Source organism: Caballeronia arationis, from assembly GCF_001544975.2.
GTDB classification, from domain to species: domain Bacteria; phylum Pseudomonadota; class Gammaproteobacteria; order Burkholderiales; family Burkholderiaceae; genus Caballeronia; species Caballeronia arationis.
Window position 1 is genome coordinate 13,685 of the sequence record NZ_FCOG02000018.1, and the last position, 14,109, is coordinate 27,793.

Here is a 14,109-nt window from a genome sequence, read left to right on the forward strand (position 1 = left end):
AGGCGAGAACGAAAGTAAGGGATGTGATCTAGAATAGACCCTCTTAGCCACTTATTTAACGTTTGTTGAGTGCTCGCCCAAGTTTGCTCAACCCGGCAGCGTCGACTCGATGTCGATCGATCCTAGCCAAGAATCGATGGCCCATTGAGCCGGAGGTATTCGATGAAAAGTCAGCAAGAAGCTTTAAACAAACGGGATCTGTACCGCACCTTCGCGTATGGGCCGATGGAAGGTGTCGTGTTCGTTCTGGCGCCGAGCCGCGATCACGCATCGCGCAAGATTCGCAATACGCTCGCCATTCTGCACAACGTGCCGCCGCATGAAGTCGAATTCGACACGCCTGCGTCGTATGACGAACTGGTGAAGGCGGGAATCAGTACGGACGAAGAGTTGCGCATCTTCGAAACAGCGCGGGCCGGCGACAAGGTGGTGAGCTGGGCGATTGCACCGCTCTTCCTGACCAACGACCGCGCGCTGCTCGGCAAATGGGCCGAGCTTTATGCAGGCATGGCCACGCAGGAAGCACGGGATCTCATCCAGCGAGCGCGCTAGGCGTACGCACTTGCTTCGACCTCAAACGGCCGATGCAAGCGGCCGCCCGGCCGCCTGCATGGCGCGTCAATCGTCTCCCGCAGACTCAGAAGCCCAGCCCCGGCAGCACCTGCGTGCCCTCCGCCGCAACCGACTGCAACAAGCCAGGATTCACGTTCAATGACTTGAGGATCGTCGGCGCGACCTGCGTCGTGCTCACGGTTGTCGCGTTCGTCGCCGACTTCAGGCCGGGGTACGCGACAAGCAGGCCCAGGTGACTGTCGTCGGGCGCGTTGCCACCGTGTTCCGCGTCCTTAGACTTGCTGCTCGTATAGATCACGGCGGGATTCGGCTGCACGATGATGTCGGGCGTGCGGCCCTGCGCGGGATCGCCGAACTTCGCCGCCAGCGCGGCTCCCGAAAGAATCGACGCCTGCGCGCCATCGGCGCAGATGCCCGTCTTGGTGCAGCCGAGGTTCGCCTGCAGCGTCGCGACCGCGCTCGTCGTCTGCGAGGGGTCGCGCAACCAGATGAGCCCGACATCGTCGCTCTGCTCGAAGCCGGTGCCAACCAGTCCCGATCCGTCGTTCAGGCTGCCCGTCTTGGTCGCGGCCTGGCCGTAGTCGCCGTTCGGATCGAGATAATTGTTCGCCTGCAGCAGCGCCGCGAGCGTGTCGCCGTTCTTCACGAGCATCGTGTGGTCGGCAGGCGACTGGCCGTGCTTCGAGGTCACGATGAACACCGTCGAAGCGAACAGGTTCTTCGCCTTGAGCTCCGCCACCATCTTCCCGATCGCCCCATCGACATACGCGATCGCGCCGGTGACCTGCGGGCCCGGCGTGAACTGGGCGTCGGTGTAGCCGCCGCCGCTCGCGTTCGGCGCTTTCTGCGCGACGCTCAGCGTCTGGAAGTTGGTACCGAAGACGGTCGGCACGCCGACGCTCGACGCCCCGGTCGAATCCTTGCCGTCGATCTGATTGACGATCGCCTGCACGTGCAGATTGTCGAAGAGTTCTGTGTGCGTGTAGACGTCCGTATAGTCAGATTGCGTCGCGGGGTCGATCGAGTTGATCTCGGTGCGCGCCAGATCGTCGACGCCCTTGCCCGACGGTCCGTTGACCCAGTCATAGCCCCATGCGTGCTTGTCGGCCCATGCAGTTCGCGCATTCGCCATCTGCTGCTTGACGACTTCGAACACCGTGTTCGTCTTGATGTAGTTATGCGGATATACCGGCGTGCAGACGCCGTTCACTTTCGCATTCGGGATCGCCTGAGGGTTGAACGCGTCGCCGCCGTCGAGGTGCGTAAGCGCACCGCCGTTCATCGCGTCGATGCCGGTGGTCTCGTCGAACACCACGTTCCAGCCTTGCGCGCCGCTGCATTGCGAATCGCTCGGCGCGTAGAGCGTGCGGTCGTACGAGACATCGTAGAAGAGCCCGGCTGACTTCGGCGAGCCGCCCGTCAGCAGCGCTGCAAGTCCCGGGAATGAATCGGAAAGACCCGGCGTAAAAGCGTTCGTGTAGGTCACGCCATTGTTCGCGAGCGCCGCGATGTTCGGGCACGTCTTGGCGGCGACGCAGTTCGCCAGATCCTGCTGATGCAATCCGTCGATGCTGACGAGCAGCACGTGCTGCGCGCCGGCTATGGCGCTCGCAGGCGTATCGTTATGATTCGACCCGCCGCACGCGGCAAGCGTCAGCGCGGCAATCAAACTTAAAGCGGGTGCAGCATGGGATTGCACGTTCACTATCGGTCTCCAGTATCTTCGACAACGTTGAGTGGTCAAAACTGGGCGACAGTGTGAGTCGCGCGCGAGTCACACGCGTTACGGGGACATTGCGGCCGCTTTCCCCAGCGTTACACCGGATTTACGCTAAAGGCCAGGCGTAAGCATGTGCTGTGAATGCATGCGGCAATACAATAAAAAAAGGCCCGCGAGCCGTCAAACTCGCGGGCCATCTGGTCATTTGGGCGCGGGCCTTGACCCGCGCCGTCGATCACTTCTTCATCGCCGCGCTTTGCGGATTCAGGTTCGTGAGACGTCCGCTTTCGGTACCGGCGGCTTCGTCGATCACGGCGTTGATGAGCGTCGGCTTGCCCGATGCAATGGCTTCCTTCAGCGCCTTCGTCAGTTCATCCGGCGTCGTCGCGTTGTGGCCGATGCCACCGAACGCTTCGATCATCTTGTCGTAGCGCGCGTTCTTCACGAACACGGTCGGCGCAACGTCCTTGCCGCCAGTCGGGTTCACGTCGGTGCCGCGATACACGCCGTTATTGTTGAAGACGATCGTGCAGACCGGCAGGTCATAGCGGCAGATCGTTTCCAGTTCCATGCCGCTGAAGCCGAATGCGCTGTCGCCTTCGATCGCAACCACTTGCTTGCCGCTCGTCACCGCCGCGCCGATCGCGAAGCCCATGCCGATGCCCATGATGCCCCACGTGCCTGAGTCGAAGCGCTTGCGCGGCTGGTACATGTCGATGATGCTGCGCGCGTAGTCCAGCGTGTTCGCACCTTCGTTGACGACGTTGATGTCCGGATGCTCCTTCAGCACATCGCGGATCGCGCGCAGGGCGCTGTGGAAATTCATCGGCGACGGATTCTTTTCGAGCGTCGCGGCCATCTTCGCGAGATTCTTGTTCTTGCGCTCGTTGATCGCGTCGGTCCATTCGGCGGACGGCTTCGGGAAGCTCGCGTCGATGCCGCCCAGCAGCGCGGACACGCACGAACCGATATCGCCGATCACCGGCGCCGCGATCGCGACGTTGCTGTCGATTTCGGTCGGCGAGATGTCGATCTGCACGAATTTCTTCGGGGCGCCCCAGGTCTTGCCCTTGCCATGCGAGAGCAGCCAGTTCAAGCGCGCACCGATCAGCACGACGACATCCGCTTCCGCCAGCACGAACGAGCGCGCGGCGGAGGCCGACTGCGCATGCGTGTCGGGCAGCAGGCCCTTCGCCATCGACATCGGCAGATACGGAATGCCTGTCTGCTCGACCAGCGCCCGGATCTCTTCGTCGGCTTGCGCGTAGGCCGCGCCCTTGCCGAGCAGGATCAGCGGACGCTTCGCGCCCTTCAATACTTCGAGTGCGCGCTTGACCGCTTCCGGTCCGGGGAACTGAGCGGGAGCCGCATCGATGACGCGCACGAGCGACTGTTGCGCCTTCACCGCATCGATGGTCTGCGCGAGCAGTTTCGCCGGCAGATCCAGATACACGCCGCCAGGACGGCCAGAGACGGCTGCGCGAATCGCACGCGCCACGCCGATGCCGATGTCCTCGGCGTGCAGCACACGATACGCAGCCTTGGCATACGGCTTCGCGGCATTCAACTGATCCATCTCTTCGTAATCGCCCTGCTGCAAATCGACGATCTCACGCTCGCTCGACCCGCTGATGAGAATCATCGGGAAGCAGTTGGTGGTCGCGTTCGCGAGCGCGGTCAGGCCGTTCAGGAAGCCCGGCGCCGACACTGTCAGACAGATGCCAGGCTTTTTGGTCATGTAGCCAGCAATCGCGGCGGCGTTGCCCGCGTGCTGCTCATGCCGGAAACCGATGAAGCGCATGCCCTCGGCCTGCGCGAGGCGGGCAAGGTCGGTGATCGGAATGCCGACCAGACCAAAGATCGTGTCGATGTCATTCACTTTCAGCGCATCGATGACGAGGTGGAACCCGTCCGTTTGCTTCTGCGTGTCTTCCGCCTGCGCGGCCTGCGGGGTGATCTCAAGCACATCTGCCATGACGTCTCCTTGTCGGCGGGTGTTGTTGTCTCGTGGTGATATACAGTATTACAGACACAATATTTATCAAGCTATCACATCCGTCGTATTTGTCGAGTTTGGATCGCTACGGGAAACCCTAACCGGGTTAACGTTTATTATTAGAATACGATGTATGGAATATTGTATATCACACGAAGGTTCGGGAAGTCCTCATTCAACCAAAGCTGTCAGGAGACAGAAGCCATGACCAAGCCGCTGGAAGGCATCAAGATCATCGATTTCACGCACGTTCAGGCGGGTCCGGCCTGTACGCAGTTGCTCGCCTGGTTCGGCGCAGACGTGATCAAGGTCGAGCGGCCCGGTGCCGGAGACGTGACGCGTAGCCAGTTGCGCGACATCCCGGACGTCGACGCGCTCTACTTCACCATGCTCAACAGCAACAAGAAGTCCCTCACGCTCGACACCAAGAAGCCGGAAGGCAAGGAAGTGCTCAAGAAGCTGATCAAGGAATCGGACGTGCTGGTCGAGAACTTCGGCCCTGGCGCGCTCGACCGGATGGGCTTTTCGTGGGACACGATCCGCGAACTCAATCCGAAGATGATCGTCGCCTCGGTGAAGGGCTTCAGCGACGGCCACCACTACGACGACCTGAAGGTCTACGAAAACGTGGCGCAATGCGCGGGCGGCGCCGCATCGACGACGGGCTTCTGGGACGGCCCTCCGACCGTCAGCGCCGCTGCGCTCGGCGACAGCAACACCGGCATGCACCTCGCGATCGGCATCCTGACCGCGCTGATGGGCCGCCAGAAGACGGGCAAGGGCCAGAAAGTCGCAGTATCGATGCAGGACAGCGTGCTGAACCTGTGCCGCGTGAAGCTGCGCGACCAGCAGCGACTCGACCGCCTCGGCTACCTCGAAGAGTATCCGCAGTATCCGCACGGCACGTTCAGCGACGTCGTACCGCGCGGCGGCAATGCCGGCGGCGGCGGCCAGCCGGGCTGGGTGCTGAAGTGCAAGGGCTGGGAAAACGATCCGAACGCGTACATCTACTTCACGATCCAGGGCCACGCATGGGCGCCGATCTGCCGCGCGCTCGGCAAGCCGGAGTGGATCGAGGATCCGGACTACAACACGCCGAAGGCGCGTCAGCCGCACATCTTCGAAATCTTCAAGACCATTGAGGAATGGCTCTCCGACAAGACGAAGTTCGAAGCGGTCGACATCCTGCGCAAGTTCGACATCCCCTGCTCGCCGGTGCTGAGCATGAAGGAACTGGCCGCCGACGAATCGCTGCGCGCGAGCGGCACGATCGCGGAAGTGCCGCACAAGGAGCGCGGCACTTACCTGACGGTGGGTAGCCCGATCAAGTTCTCGGACCTGAAGCCGGAAATCACGGGTTCGCCGCTGCTCGGCGAGCATACCGACGAAGTGCTTGCGAGCCTCGGCTACAGCAACGAGGAAATCGCCAGCCTGCATGAAGCGCAGGCAGTCTGACGCGGAACTCGCACCGGCCGGCCAGCATGGCGGCCGGTGCGATGCATTGAATCGCAGCATCAGAACATGGCGACCCACATATGACCAGCACCTCACAACATAGCGCCATCGATGTTGGGCAACTGATCGACGCCATCGGCGACGCAATCGTGATCTCCGATGCGGCCGGCGCCATCATCCTGTGGAATCCGGCGGCAGAACGCATGTTCGGCTTCACGCAGGACGAAGCGCTCGGCAGGTCGCTCGACATCATCATCCCCGAACGTCTTCGCGGGCGTCATTGGGCCGGTTACGAAAAAACGATGGCCACCGGTCAGACGCGCTATGGCCATGACGTGCTGCGCGTACCCGCCGTCGACAAGGAAGGCCGCTCGATGTCCATAGCGTTCACCGTCGCGCTGCTGCATGGGCCGGACAACGCGGTATCGGGCATCGTCGCGGTGATTCGCGACGAGACGGAACGCTTCCAGCAAGAGCGCGAACTGCGCAAACGCATCACGGAACTCGAAGCGAAGGCAAGCGCTTCTTAAGGGCTGCACTGGCCCGGCTTCTTCAACTTACCGGAACGTCGAGGACTCGCCGCAAAGACAGATCACCAATCAATCGCATCCAGGGCGCCGATCGAGCGCAACAATGCAACCATCTTGCATGGGACCCGAGCAAAGCGCCAAAGCGCTGCCTCCGGTCGATAAAGGAGACGTACAGACATGGCAAACACCTTTACCCCTGACCCCCTACGAGCGGCCAAAAGCCCGAATCGTTGGGCCCAGCTCGTCATCGGCATCATCTGCATGGGCCTGGTCGCGAATCTGCAGTACGCATGGACGCTCTTCGTAGTGCCGATGGATGCGAAGCATCACTGGGGGCAAGCCGCGATCCAGACCGCATTCACCATCTTCATCGTGACTGAAACGTGGCTCGTGCCGATCGAAGGCTGGCTCGTCGACAAGTTCGGGCCGCGTCCCGTCGTGATCGGCGGATCGATCTGCGCGGCGCTCGGCTGGGTCATCGACGCTCACGCTTCCACCCTCGTTCATCTCTACATCGGCGCTGTCGTTGCGGGGATCGGAGCGGGGTGTGTGTACGGCACGTGCGTCGGCAATGCGCTCAAGTGGTTTCCGGACAAGCGCGGCCTCGCGGCCGGCCTGACTGCGGCCGGCTTCGGCGCGGGCGCTGCGGTGACGGTGATTCCGATTGCGAACATGATCCAGAGCTCGGGCTACGAGCACACCTTCATGTTCTTCGGCATCTTCCAGGGCGTATGTATTCTCGCGCTCGCACTCTTTCTCGTGCGGCCGGTGCCGCCCGCGAACGTGGTGATTCCGAAGCGGCTCGTCGCGTCGAAGATCGACTACACGACCGGTCAGATGGTGCGCTCACCGCTCTTCTGGGTGATCTACCTGATGTTCGTGTTCGTCGCAGCGGGTGGCATCATCGCGACGGCGCAGCTCGGTCCGATCGCGAAGGAATTCGGCTTCGCGAAGCTGCCGGTCACGTTGCTCGGTGTCACGCTGCCGCTGCTCACGATGACGCTCTCCATCGACAACCTGTGCAACGGCTTCACGCGACCGCTCTGCGGCTTTATTTCCGACCGCTTCGGCCGCGAGAACACGATGTTCGTGATCTTTCTCGGTGAAGGCGCGGCGTTGCTCGGCCTGATGTACTTCGGCCACAACCCGTATCTGTTCATGTTCTTCGCCGCGATGATCTTCCTGTGCTGGGGCGAGATCTTCTCGATCTTCCCGGCGACCTGCGCCGATACCTTCGGCAGCAAGTACGCGGCAGCCAACGCAGGCACGCTCTACACGGCGAAGGGCACGGCATCGATGCTGGTTCCGGTTGCATCGCTGCTCTCGGCAGTCGGGGGCTGGAACGCGGTGTTCATCTGCGCAGCGGGCATCTCGATTGCAGCGGCGATCGCGGCCAAGTTCCTGCTCGCGCCGATGAGAAAGCGCTGGATCAACAACACCGTGCTTGCCTCCGAGAACGGAAGCTATGAGGTCCCGGCGGAGGCGCGTCCCGCTTCTTCGTCAGGCCGTTGAGAGAAGCGCCGCGCACTGGAATCCGGTGCGCGGCGCGCATCGTCTGCCGATCAGAATCAATGCAGGAACACGACAATGTCAGAGACCTACGACGAGCAGGCGGACCTCACGTTCCTCGCCATCGCGCGCAAGCTCGAGCCGATCGACGCGAGCGCGCCGCTGCGAAAGCAGGCATACACACAGCTGCGCCAGGCGATTGCCGACGCGGACATCTACGGCTCGGAGCGGGAAATCCGTCTCGACGAGCGCAAGCTGACGACGGCACTCGGCGTGAGCCGCACGCCGGTGCGCGAGGCGATCACGCTCCTGGAACAGGAGGGATTTCTGCGCACCGTGCCGCGCCGCGGCGTGTACATCACGCGCAAGACGCGCGCCGAGATCATCGAGATGATCCATCTGTGGGCCGCGCTTGAGAGCATGGCGGCACGCCTTGCCGCCGAGCGCGCCACCGACGGGGAGATCGCCTCGCTGCGGGCGATGTTCCATGACTTCCACGAACACTCGCCCGCCGACGACATCGACAACTATTCCGACGCGAACATTGCGTTCCATCAGGCTGTGGTTACGCTGTCGAAGTCGGAGGTGATCTCGCAGACGCTATCGAACATCTTTGCGCACGTGCGCGCAATCCGTCGCCATACGATTTCGCAAAGCGACCGCGCGTCGCGTTCGATGGCGGATCACGAAGAGATCATCGCCGCGCTCGAACGGCGCGACGGCGAACTGGCGGAAGCCATTGTGCGCCGGCATTCGCTCGATCTTGCAGCATTCGTCGAGACGAACTGGGGAATGTCAGTTTAAGGAAGAGGAGGCGGTCACTGCTGGTCCAGCAGCTTGCGCGCCTCCTGCAGCGCGGCGACGATGGTCTCGATGGTTCGCTCGCGAGCCATGTCGTCGTTCTGACGCAGCGCATACGATGGATGATAGGTGGCGACGATCCATCGGTCGCCGAACGGCACCGCGCGGCCGAGATGCGACTGCAGGCTCGCGCGCTTGCCGACGAGCGCATTGAGCGCGGTCGCGCCGAGCGTGACGATCACGCGCGCGTCCACCGTACGCAACTCTTTTTCGAGCCAGTAAGCGCACGCATCAACTTCCTGCTGCCCCGGCGTCTTGTGCAGACGCCGCTTGCCGCGCGGCTCCCACTTGAAATGCTTGACCGCGTTGGTCAGATAGACATCGCTACGCAACACGCCCGCCCGTTGCATCGCATCATCGAGCAGTCGACCGGCGGGGCCTACGAACGGTTCGCCCTTCAGGTCCTCCTGATCGCCCGGCTGCTCGCCGAGCAGCATGATGCGCGCGTGCTGGTCGCCCTGCCCCGCCACTGCCTGCGTTGCCGTGCGCCAGAGATCACAGCGGCGGCATGCGTCGAGCGACGTGGGCGCGTCGCGTTCAGGCAGCGCTTCGCTCGCCTGCACCGGAATCGACTTGCCGCCGAGCGCGCCGACGCCCTTTGCCTGCGCGACGCGCCGCGCGCCGCTTCTTGCATCGCTGACGAGGCGCGGAATCAGCGCGCCTTCCGGCAAGCCTTTCCAGAAGCGCACCGGCATGTGCAGTTCCAGCGCGTCCTCGTTGAGGCGCGCGGGATTAAACGTGCTCGTGTAGTAGGTGAGCCAGAGCGCTTCGGCGGAATCGGGCGTGTCGTTCACGTGATCGGCAGCGAAGGCGGGACGGCGTTCGATCCGCAACGTCTCGCCATTGAACATCGCAGCGCCAGAGGGCGTCGTGATGAGCCACGTGGACTTGCCCATGCGTCCCGCAAAATGTTCGGCGCCCCAGGCGAGGACGTCGTGATCCGGCTCATACCACGCGACATACTCCGGCGAACCGAGCGATGGATCGCGCTTCCTGAAGCGCACATACGCGATCATGTCGTGCTGCGCGCGTCGCACCGCTTTCGCCATTCGAGAGAGACGCGCGCCGTCTTCATCGGCGGCCGATGCGACCGCACGATCACCCTGCGCCCATCGCCACAACACGCGATATAGAAAGCTCCAGCGATGCGCATCGCTGAAGTGCGCGGCGTCCTTGATCAGCGTTGCCACTTCCTTTGAGACACGCACGGTCGGCGCGTGCGATTGCGCTTCGTGATGCTCTGCCTCAGTAGGCTCAAACAGCGAGGGTTCGGCAGCATGAGATTGCGAAGTACGCCATTCGATCGATTCCGGCGCGAGTCCTTGCGAGAGCGCGCTTAGCGCCGCGCTTCGCCACGCGTCGAATTCGTCTTCTATTGTGATCGTCTTCATCAGAGCAGCGCGAGCTGCACCGGCGCGGCAGAGAGCGCTCGCCTCAAATGCTCCGACGACGCCTCGCGAACCGGCGGCCGGTAATCCTGCGTGACGACGAAAGGCTTCACCTTCTCCATGCCGCAACGCAACCGCACGAGATCCGCATAACGAATACGTCGCGAGCGCCGCAATTCAACGAGCCGCTTCGCATTGCGCATGCCGATGCCCGGAATGCGCGCGATCATCCGCACAGGCGCCGTGTTGAGATCGACGGGAAAGTGCTCCCGATGCGCGAGCGCCCATGCGAGTTTCGGATCGACGTCGAGCGGCAGGTTGCCGGGCGTGTCGAGCAGTTCCGATGCGGAAAAACCATAGCCGCGCATCAAAAAGTCCGCCTGGTAAAGCCTATGCTCGCGCAAAAGGGGCGGCGCCTTTAGCGGCACGATCGACGGACTGTCGGGAATCGGACTGAACGCCGAGTAATAAACGCGCTTGAGCCGATACGACCCGTACAGCGTCTCGGCGGTGGCGAGAATGGTGCGGTCATCGGTTTCATCGGCACCGACGATCATCTGCGTGCTCTGCCCCGCGGGCGCGAAGCGCGGTGCACGCGGCTCCGCCTCCGACTCTTCCTGCGCGAGGCGGATCGATCCCATCGCAAGCTTGATCGTGCGACCGTTCTTTTCGGGCGCGAGCTTCTCCAGGCTGATCTCGGTCGGCAATTCGATGTTGACGCTCAGGCGGTCGGCATAGCGTCCCGCCTGTTCGATGACTTCGGGGTCGGCGTCCGGGATCGTCTTCAGGTGAATGTAGCCGCGAAACCGGTGCTCCTCGCGCAGCGACTTAGCGACGCGCACGAGTTGCTCCATCGTGTAGTTCGATGAGCGGATCACGCCCGAGCTGAGGAAGAGGCCGTCGATGTAATTGCGTCGATAGAAATCGAGCGTGAGGCTGACGACTTCCTCCGGCGTAAAACGCGCGCGCGGCACGTTACTCGAACGGCGATTCACGCAATACTGGCAGTCGTACAGACAGAAGTTCGTCAGCAGGATCTTGAGCAGCGACACGCAGCGGCCGTCCGGCGTGAAGCTGTGGCAAATCCCGGAGCCGGTGCTCGCGCCGAGGCCATCGATGCCTCGCGACGCGCGCTTGGGCGCTCCGCTGCTCGCGCACGAGGCGTCGTATTTCGCCGCGTCCGCGAGGATTTCGAGTTTTTCGGACAGCTCCATGCTCACTATCGATACTGTATATGCGTACAGCATCTTAGGCCGCATCGTGGCACGAAGCAATCGGTTTCCAGCGCCCGACAAAGATGCGGCGCTCACATGAACGTTGCCCTTCTTTTGTCCAGCGGCAAGCGAGCGTTCGTCTCGCCTCGGCAAATGCTCGACACGATCCGGACTAGTTCGCCACGCAACCATGAGCGACATCACGGCATCGCGTTCCATGTGTGCGCCGTCACGTGCCACCTGCCGTCTGCGCCCTTAATCATCACGCTGAGCAGCACGCCCTTGTATTGCGACTTCTTGCCGTCCTTCTCCGCTACCGCAGTCCAGTTGGCCGTCTGATACATCGTGTTGCCGCTGTGGCGCGCCTGAATGACTTCGATGGTGTGATCGTGAACGCCCGCATCGAAGAAGCTCTTGAAGAGCTTTTCGATCTCGGCGCGACCCTGAATCGACTTGCCGTTACCGGGCGAGACTACTGCCTTTTCGTCATAAAGCGCGGCGAGCGCGTGCGCATTGCCGCTGTTGAATGCCTTGTTCCAGGTGGCGTTGGCTGCATCGACTGCCTTGTCGCCCTGGGCAAGAGCGGGATGCGAAGCGGCGAGCGCGAACAGCACGCAGGCGCCGACATGTCGGACGGACTTGTTCATTGCATATCTCCGGTGGCGTATTCGCAGACCGGACGCCTTCGCGCTTGTTCAGAGCGGCGGCGACGGGCGAGCACCAGCGCAGCGCCGCACGCACGCGCCGATCCGGGACAGGCAGTCGGGTCGTTCTTTCTTACAGTTACCAGTCTGCGCGAGCAGTATAGGAACCGGGTTCTCTGTAATCAATTAAGGCGCAGCGGCCCCATCTGGCACTTAACGCGTCTCCATCCAGCTCACGTGGGCGCTCACCACGCGCCAGCCCTCGGCGGTCTTCATCCATGTCTGGCTCTGACGCCCGACGCGCGGTTCGCCGTCGCGACGAAACTCGATGTTCGCGACGGCGAATGCATCACCATATGAGGTAACGACGCGCGCAGTGATCGTGCGCGCGAGCGCCGTACCGGGACGCGCGGCACGAAACGCGCGAATCGCCTCGTAGCCGTAGAGGTTTTCCGTTGCCCCATAACGCAGTGTGTGAGGCGAATCGAAGAACAACTCGTCGAGCCTGGCAACGTCGTTGGTAACAAGAGCCTCCTCGTAAGCATCGAAGGCCGTGTTGACTTCGGCAAGCACGTCGGGACGATTGATCTCGTTCATTGCGCGCCTCCTGACGAAGCGAACGACGGCGGTTCAGGACACCAGGCAAGCCGCGCCTGGACGAGACGGCGCGCTGCTTCGAACGCAAGGTCTTCGCGCCAAGGCGCCGCGATCACCTGAACGGCGAGCGGCAGACCTGTCGAGGTACGCATCGGCACCGCAACCACGGGCAGTCCGATACACGATATCGGCTGCGTCAAGAGCCCGAGGTTCGGACGCACCGCCAGACGCTGCCCGCCGACTTCCATGAACTCCTGTCCGATGTGCGGTGCGACCACGGGCGTCGCGGGCGCGATCAGCACATCGTAGTGCTCGAACAGTTCGAGCACGCGCTTGCGCAATGCAGCGCGCACCCGCTGCGCCTGCAGCACCCAGGCTGCGGGAAGCAAGGCGCCCGCGATCAAACGGTCGCGTGATAGAGGTTCGTGTTCGTCGTATCGCGTGCGCAGGGTCGGCAGATGCAACTGGCCGCCTTCTGCCGCACTGATCATGAACGCCGCACCGCGCGCGGCCGCCGCATCCGGAAACTCGACCGTCTCTTGAACGGCAAGTGCGCTCGCCGCTGCCAGCGCGGCCTCGCGTGCTTCTTCGCCTGCGTTGTCGTCGAAGTAGCCGCCTAGTCGCGCGACACGCAACGCGCCACTGCGCTCCGATGTGCCGACCGGCTCGATCGCGCGCGCGGAACACGCGGGGTCGTACGGATCGATGTACTGCAATGCATCGTAAGTCGCGGCGAGATCGTCGATGTTGCGTGCGAACGCGCCCATGTGATCGATGCTCGCGACGAACGGAAACGTGCCATGGCGCGAGAGGCGCCCATAAGTCGGCTTGACGCCGAACACACCGCAGAGCGACGCGGGCACACGCACCGATCCGTTCGTATCGGTGCCGAGCGTGACCGGGACGAAGCCTGCGGCGACTGCAGCCGCGCTGCCGCCCGACGATCCCCCCGACGTGCGCGACAGGTCATGCGGATTGCGGCACGGTCCGGCGTGATGGTTCTCCGTTGTGAAGCCGTAGGCAAATTCATCCATGTTGAGCGCGCCGACGATGATCGCGCCCTGCTCGCGCATGCACCGCACGAGCGTCGAATCGGTCATGGCGGGCGCGTTGCCGGCAAGCACGCGCGACCCCGCAATAGTCGTGATGCCGGCCACGTCGAACAGGTTCTTCGCCGCGAACGGCACGCCGGCGAGTGGTGGCAAAGACTCGCCCTTCGCACGCTTCGCATCGAGTTGCGCGGCTTCGTCGAGCGCTCTCTCCATCGTGAGTGCCGTAAACGCATTGACATGCCTGTTGCCGATTTCAATGCGGCCGAACGTGTCGTCGATCAGTTCGCGTGCGGTGAATTCGCCGCATGCATATGCGCGCGCGATGCCGAGGGCGTCGAGTGGATAGCGGGCGGCCGTCATGGTCGGTACACCGGTGCGGGTTCGTCGTCGGAGTTGAGCGGGTAGGACAGCACCGGTGCCGCGAGCATCGCGATGCGCGTAAACTGCTCATGCACGCGCGCGGCGGCCGCTTCCGTCAGCGAGGGAAAATGCAGCGCGAGCGCAGCATCGACATAAGCGGTGGCCGTCGCCCGGTCGGGCGGCGTATTGATGTCGTCGGTCATAAGGCTT

13 protein-coding genes are annotated in these 14,109 nt (G+C 62.8%); 5 read left to right on the forward strand and 8 right to left on the reverse strand.

The features are described 5' to 3' along the window. Positions 1–162: 162 nt before the first annotated feature. Complete coding sequence (locus AWB81_RS13255; RefSeq protein ID WP_062635981.1) at positions 163–552, forward strand: hypothetical protein; 390 nt, start codon at positions 163–165, stop codon at positions 550–552. 85 nt (positions 553–637) lie between these two features. On the opposite strand, the gene AWB81_RS13260 is transcribed toward AWB81_RS13255, so the two are convergent. Together AWB81_RS13260 and oxc are read right to left on the reverse strand one after the other, a co-directional pair. Continuing rightward, positions 638–2,278 carry an alkaline phosphatase family protein gene (locus AWB81_RS13260; RefSeq protein ID WP_235025791.1) on the reverse strand — a complete coding sequence of 547 codons (1,641 nt, stop codon included), beginning with the start codon at positions 2,276–2,278 and terminating at the stop codon, positions 638–640. A gap of 250 nt (positions 2,279–2,528) precedes the next feature. Beyond that, entirely contained in the window at positions 2,529–4,268 is a 1,740-nt protein-coding gene (oxc, locus tag AWB81_RS13265) for an oxalyl-CoA decarboxylase (RefSeq protein ID WP_062635984.1), read from the reverse strand. Positions 4,269–4,493: 225 nt separating this feature from the next. Here oxc and frc point away from each other — a divergent pair, with 225 nt between their 5' ends. From frc to AWB81_RS13285, 4 genes are all read left to right on the forward strand, one after another. Further along, positions 4,494–5,744 carry a formyl-CoA transferase gene (frc, locus tag AWB81_RS13270; protein ID WP_062635986.1) on the forward strand — a complete coding sequence of 417 codons (1,251 nt, stop codon included), beginning with the start codon at positions 4,494–4,496 and terminating at the stop codon, positions 5,742–5,744. Positions 5,745–5,824: 80 nt separating this feature from the next. Continuing rightward, entirely contained in the window at positions 5,825–6,274 is a 450-nt protein-coding gene (locus AWB81_RS13275) for a PAS domain S-box protein (RefSeq protein ID WP_062635995.1), read from the forward strand. A 177-nt stretch (positions 6,275–6,451) separates the two neighbouring features. After that, the gene (gene oxlT, locus AWB81_RS13280; RefSeq protein WP_062635997.1) at positions 6,452–7,786 is read left to right on the forward strand and encodes an oxalate/formate MFS antiporter; all 1,335 of its coding nucleotides are present in this window, start codon (positions 6,452–6,454) and stop codon (positions 7,784–7,786) included. A 75-nt stretch (positions 7,787–7,861) separates the two neighbouring features. Beyond that, entirely contained in the window at positions 7,862–8,587 is a 726-nt protein-coding gene (locus AWB81_RS13285; protein WP_062635999.1) for a GntR family transcriptional regulator, read from the forward strand. 14 nt (positions 8,588–8,601) lie between these two features. Here AWB81_RS13285 and AWB81_RS13290 read toward each other — a convergent pair whose 3' ends face one another. From AWB81_RS13290 to AWB81_RS13315, 6 genes are all read right to left on the reverse strand, one after another. Continuing rightward, the gene (locus AWB81_RS13290; RefSeq protein ID WP_062636002.1) at positions 8,602–10,035 is read right to left on the reverse strand and encodes a UdgX family uracil-DNA binding protein; all 1,434 of its coding nucleotides are present in this window, start codon (positions 10,033–10,035) and stop codon (positions 8,602–8,604) included. Further along, a complete protein-coding gene (locus AWB81_RS13295) occupies positions 10,035–11,246 on the reverse strand; it encodes a putative DNA modification/repair radical SAM protein (protein WP_062636004.1) in 1,212 nt (403 codons plus the stop codon). Before AWB81_RS13295 ends, AWB81_RS13290 begins: the two co-directional genes overlap by 1 nt. Positions 11,247–11,446: 200 nt before the next feature. Further along, a complete protein-coding gene (locus tag AWB81_RS13300) occupies positions 11,447–11,893 on the reverse strand; it encodes a YybH family protein (RefSeq protein WP_062636006.1) in 447 nt (148 codons plus the stop codon). 210 nt (positions 11,894–12,103) lie between these two features. After that, positions 12,104–12,487, reverse strand: a complete 384-nt coding sequence (gene hpxZ, locus AWB81_RS13305; RefSeq protein ID WP_062636009.1) for an oxalurate catabolism protein HpxZ — start codon at positions 12,485–12,487, stop codon at positions 12,104–12,106. Beyond that, a complete protein-coding gene (locus tag AWB81_RS13310; protein ID WP_062636011.1) occupies positions 12,484–13,899 on the reverse strand; it encodes an AtzE family amidohydrolase in 1,416 nt (471 codons plus the stop codon). Before AWB81_RS13310 ends, hpxZ begins: the two co-directional genes overlap by 4 nt. Continuing rightward, entirely contained in the window at positions 13,896–14,102 is a 207-nt protein-coding gene (locus tag AWB81_RS13315; protein WP_087134955.1) for a DUF4089 domain-containing protein, read from the reverse strand. The genes AWB81_RS13310 and AWB81_RS13315 overlap by 4 nt, the downstream gene beginning before the upstream one ends. Between the last annotated feature and the right edge of the window lie 7 nt (positions 14,103–14,109).

Bases quoted from the DNA above. Each gene is read 5' to 3' on its own strand.
- hpxZ (WP_062636009.1), bottom strand. From the start codon at position 12,487: ATGAACGAGATCAATCGTCCCGACGTGCTTGCCGAAGTCAACACGGCC.
- AWB81_RS13285 (WP_062635999.1), top strand. From the start codon at position 7,862: ATGTCAGAGACCTACGACGAGCAGGCGGACCTCACGTTCCTCGCCATC.
- AWB81_RS13315 (WP_087134955.1), bottom strand. From the start codon at position 14,102: ATGACCGACGACATCAATACGCCGCCCGACCGGGCGACGGCCACCGCT.
- frc (WP_062635986.1), top strand. From the start codon at position 4,494: ATGACCAAGCCGCTGGAAGGCATCAAGATCATCGATTTCACGCACGTT.
- AWB81_RS13290 (WP_062636002.1), bottom strand. From the start codon at position 10,035: ATGAAGACGATCACAATAGAAGACGAATTCGACGCGTGGCGAAGCGCG.
- AWB81_RS13300 (WP_062636006.1), bottom strand. From the start codon at position 11,893: ATGAACAAGTCCGTCCGACATGTCGGCGCCTGCGTGCTGTTCGCGCTC.
- oxc (WP_062635984.1), bottom strand. From the start codon at position 4,268: ATGGCAGATGTGCTTGAGATCACCCCGCAGGCCGCGCAGGCGGAAGAC.
- oxlT (WP_062635997.1), top strand. From the start codon at position 6,452: ATGGCAAACACCTTTACCCCTGACCCCCTACGAGCGGCCAAAAGCCCG.
- AWB81_RS13275 (WP_062635995.1), top strand. From the start codon at position 5,825: ATGACCAGCACCTCACAACATAGCGCCATCGATGTTGGGCAACTGATC.
- AWB81_RS13295 (WP_062636004.1), bottom strand. From the start codon at position 11,246: ATGGAGCTGTCCGAAAAACTCGAAATCCTCGCGGACGCGGCGAAATAC.
- AWB81_RS13310 (WP_062636011.1), bottom strand. From the start codon at position 13,899: ATGACGGCCGCCCGCTATCCACTCGACGCCCTCGGCATCGCGCGCGCA.
- AWB81_RS13255 (WP_062635981.1), top strand. From the start codon at position 163: ATGAAAAGTCAGCAAGAAGCTTTAAACAAACGGGATCTGTACCGCACC.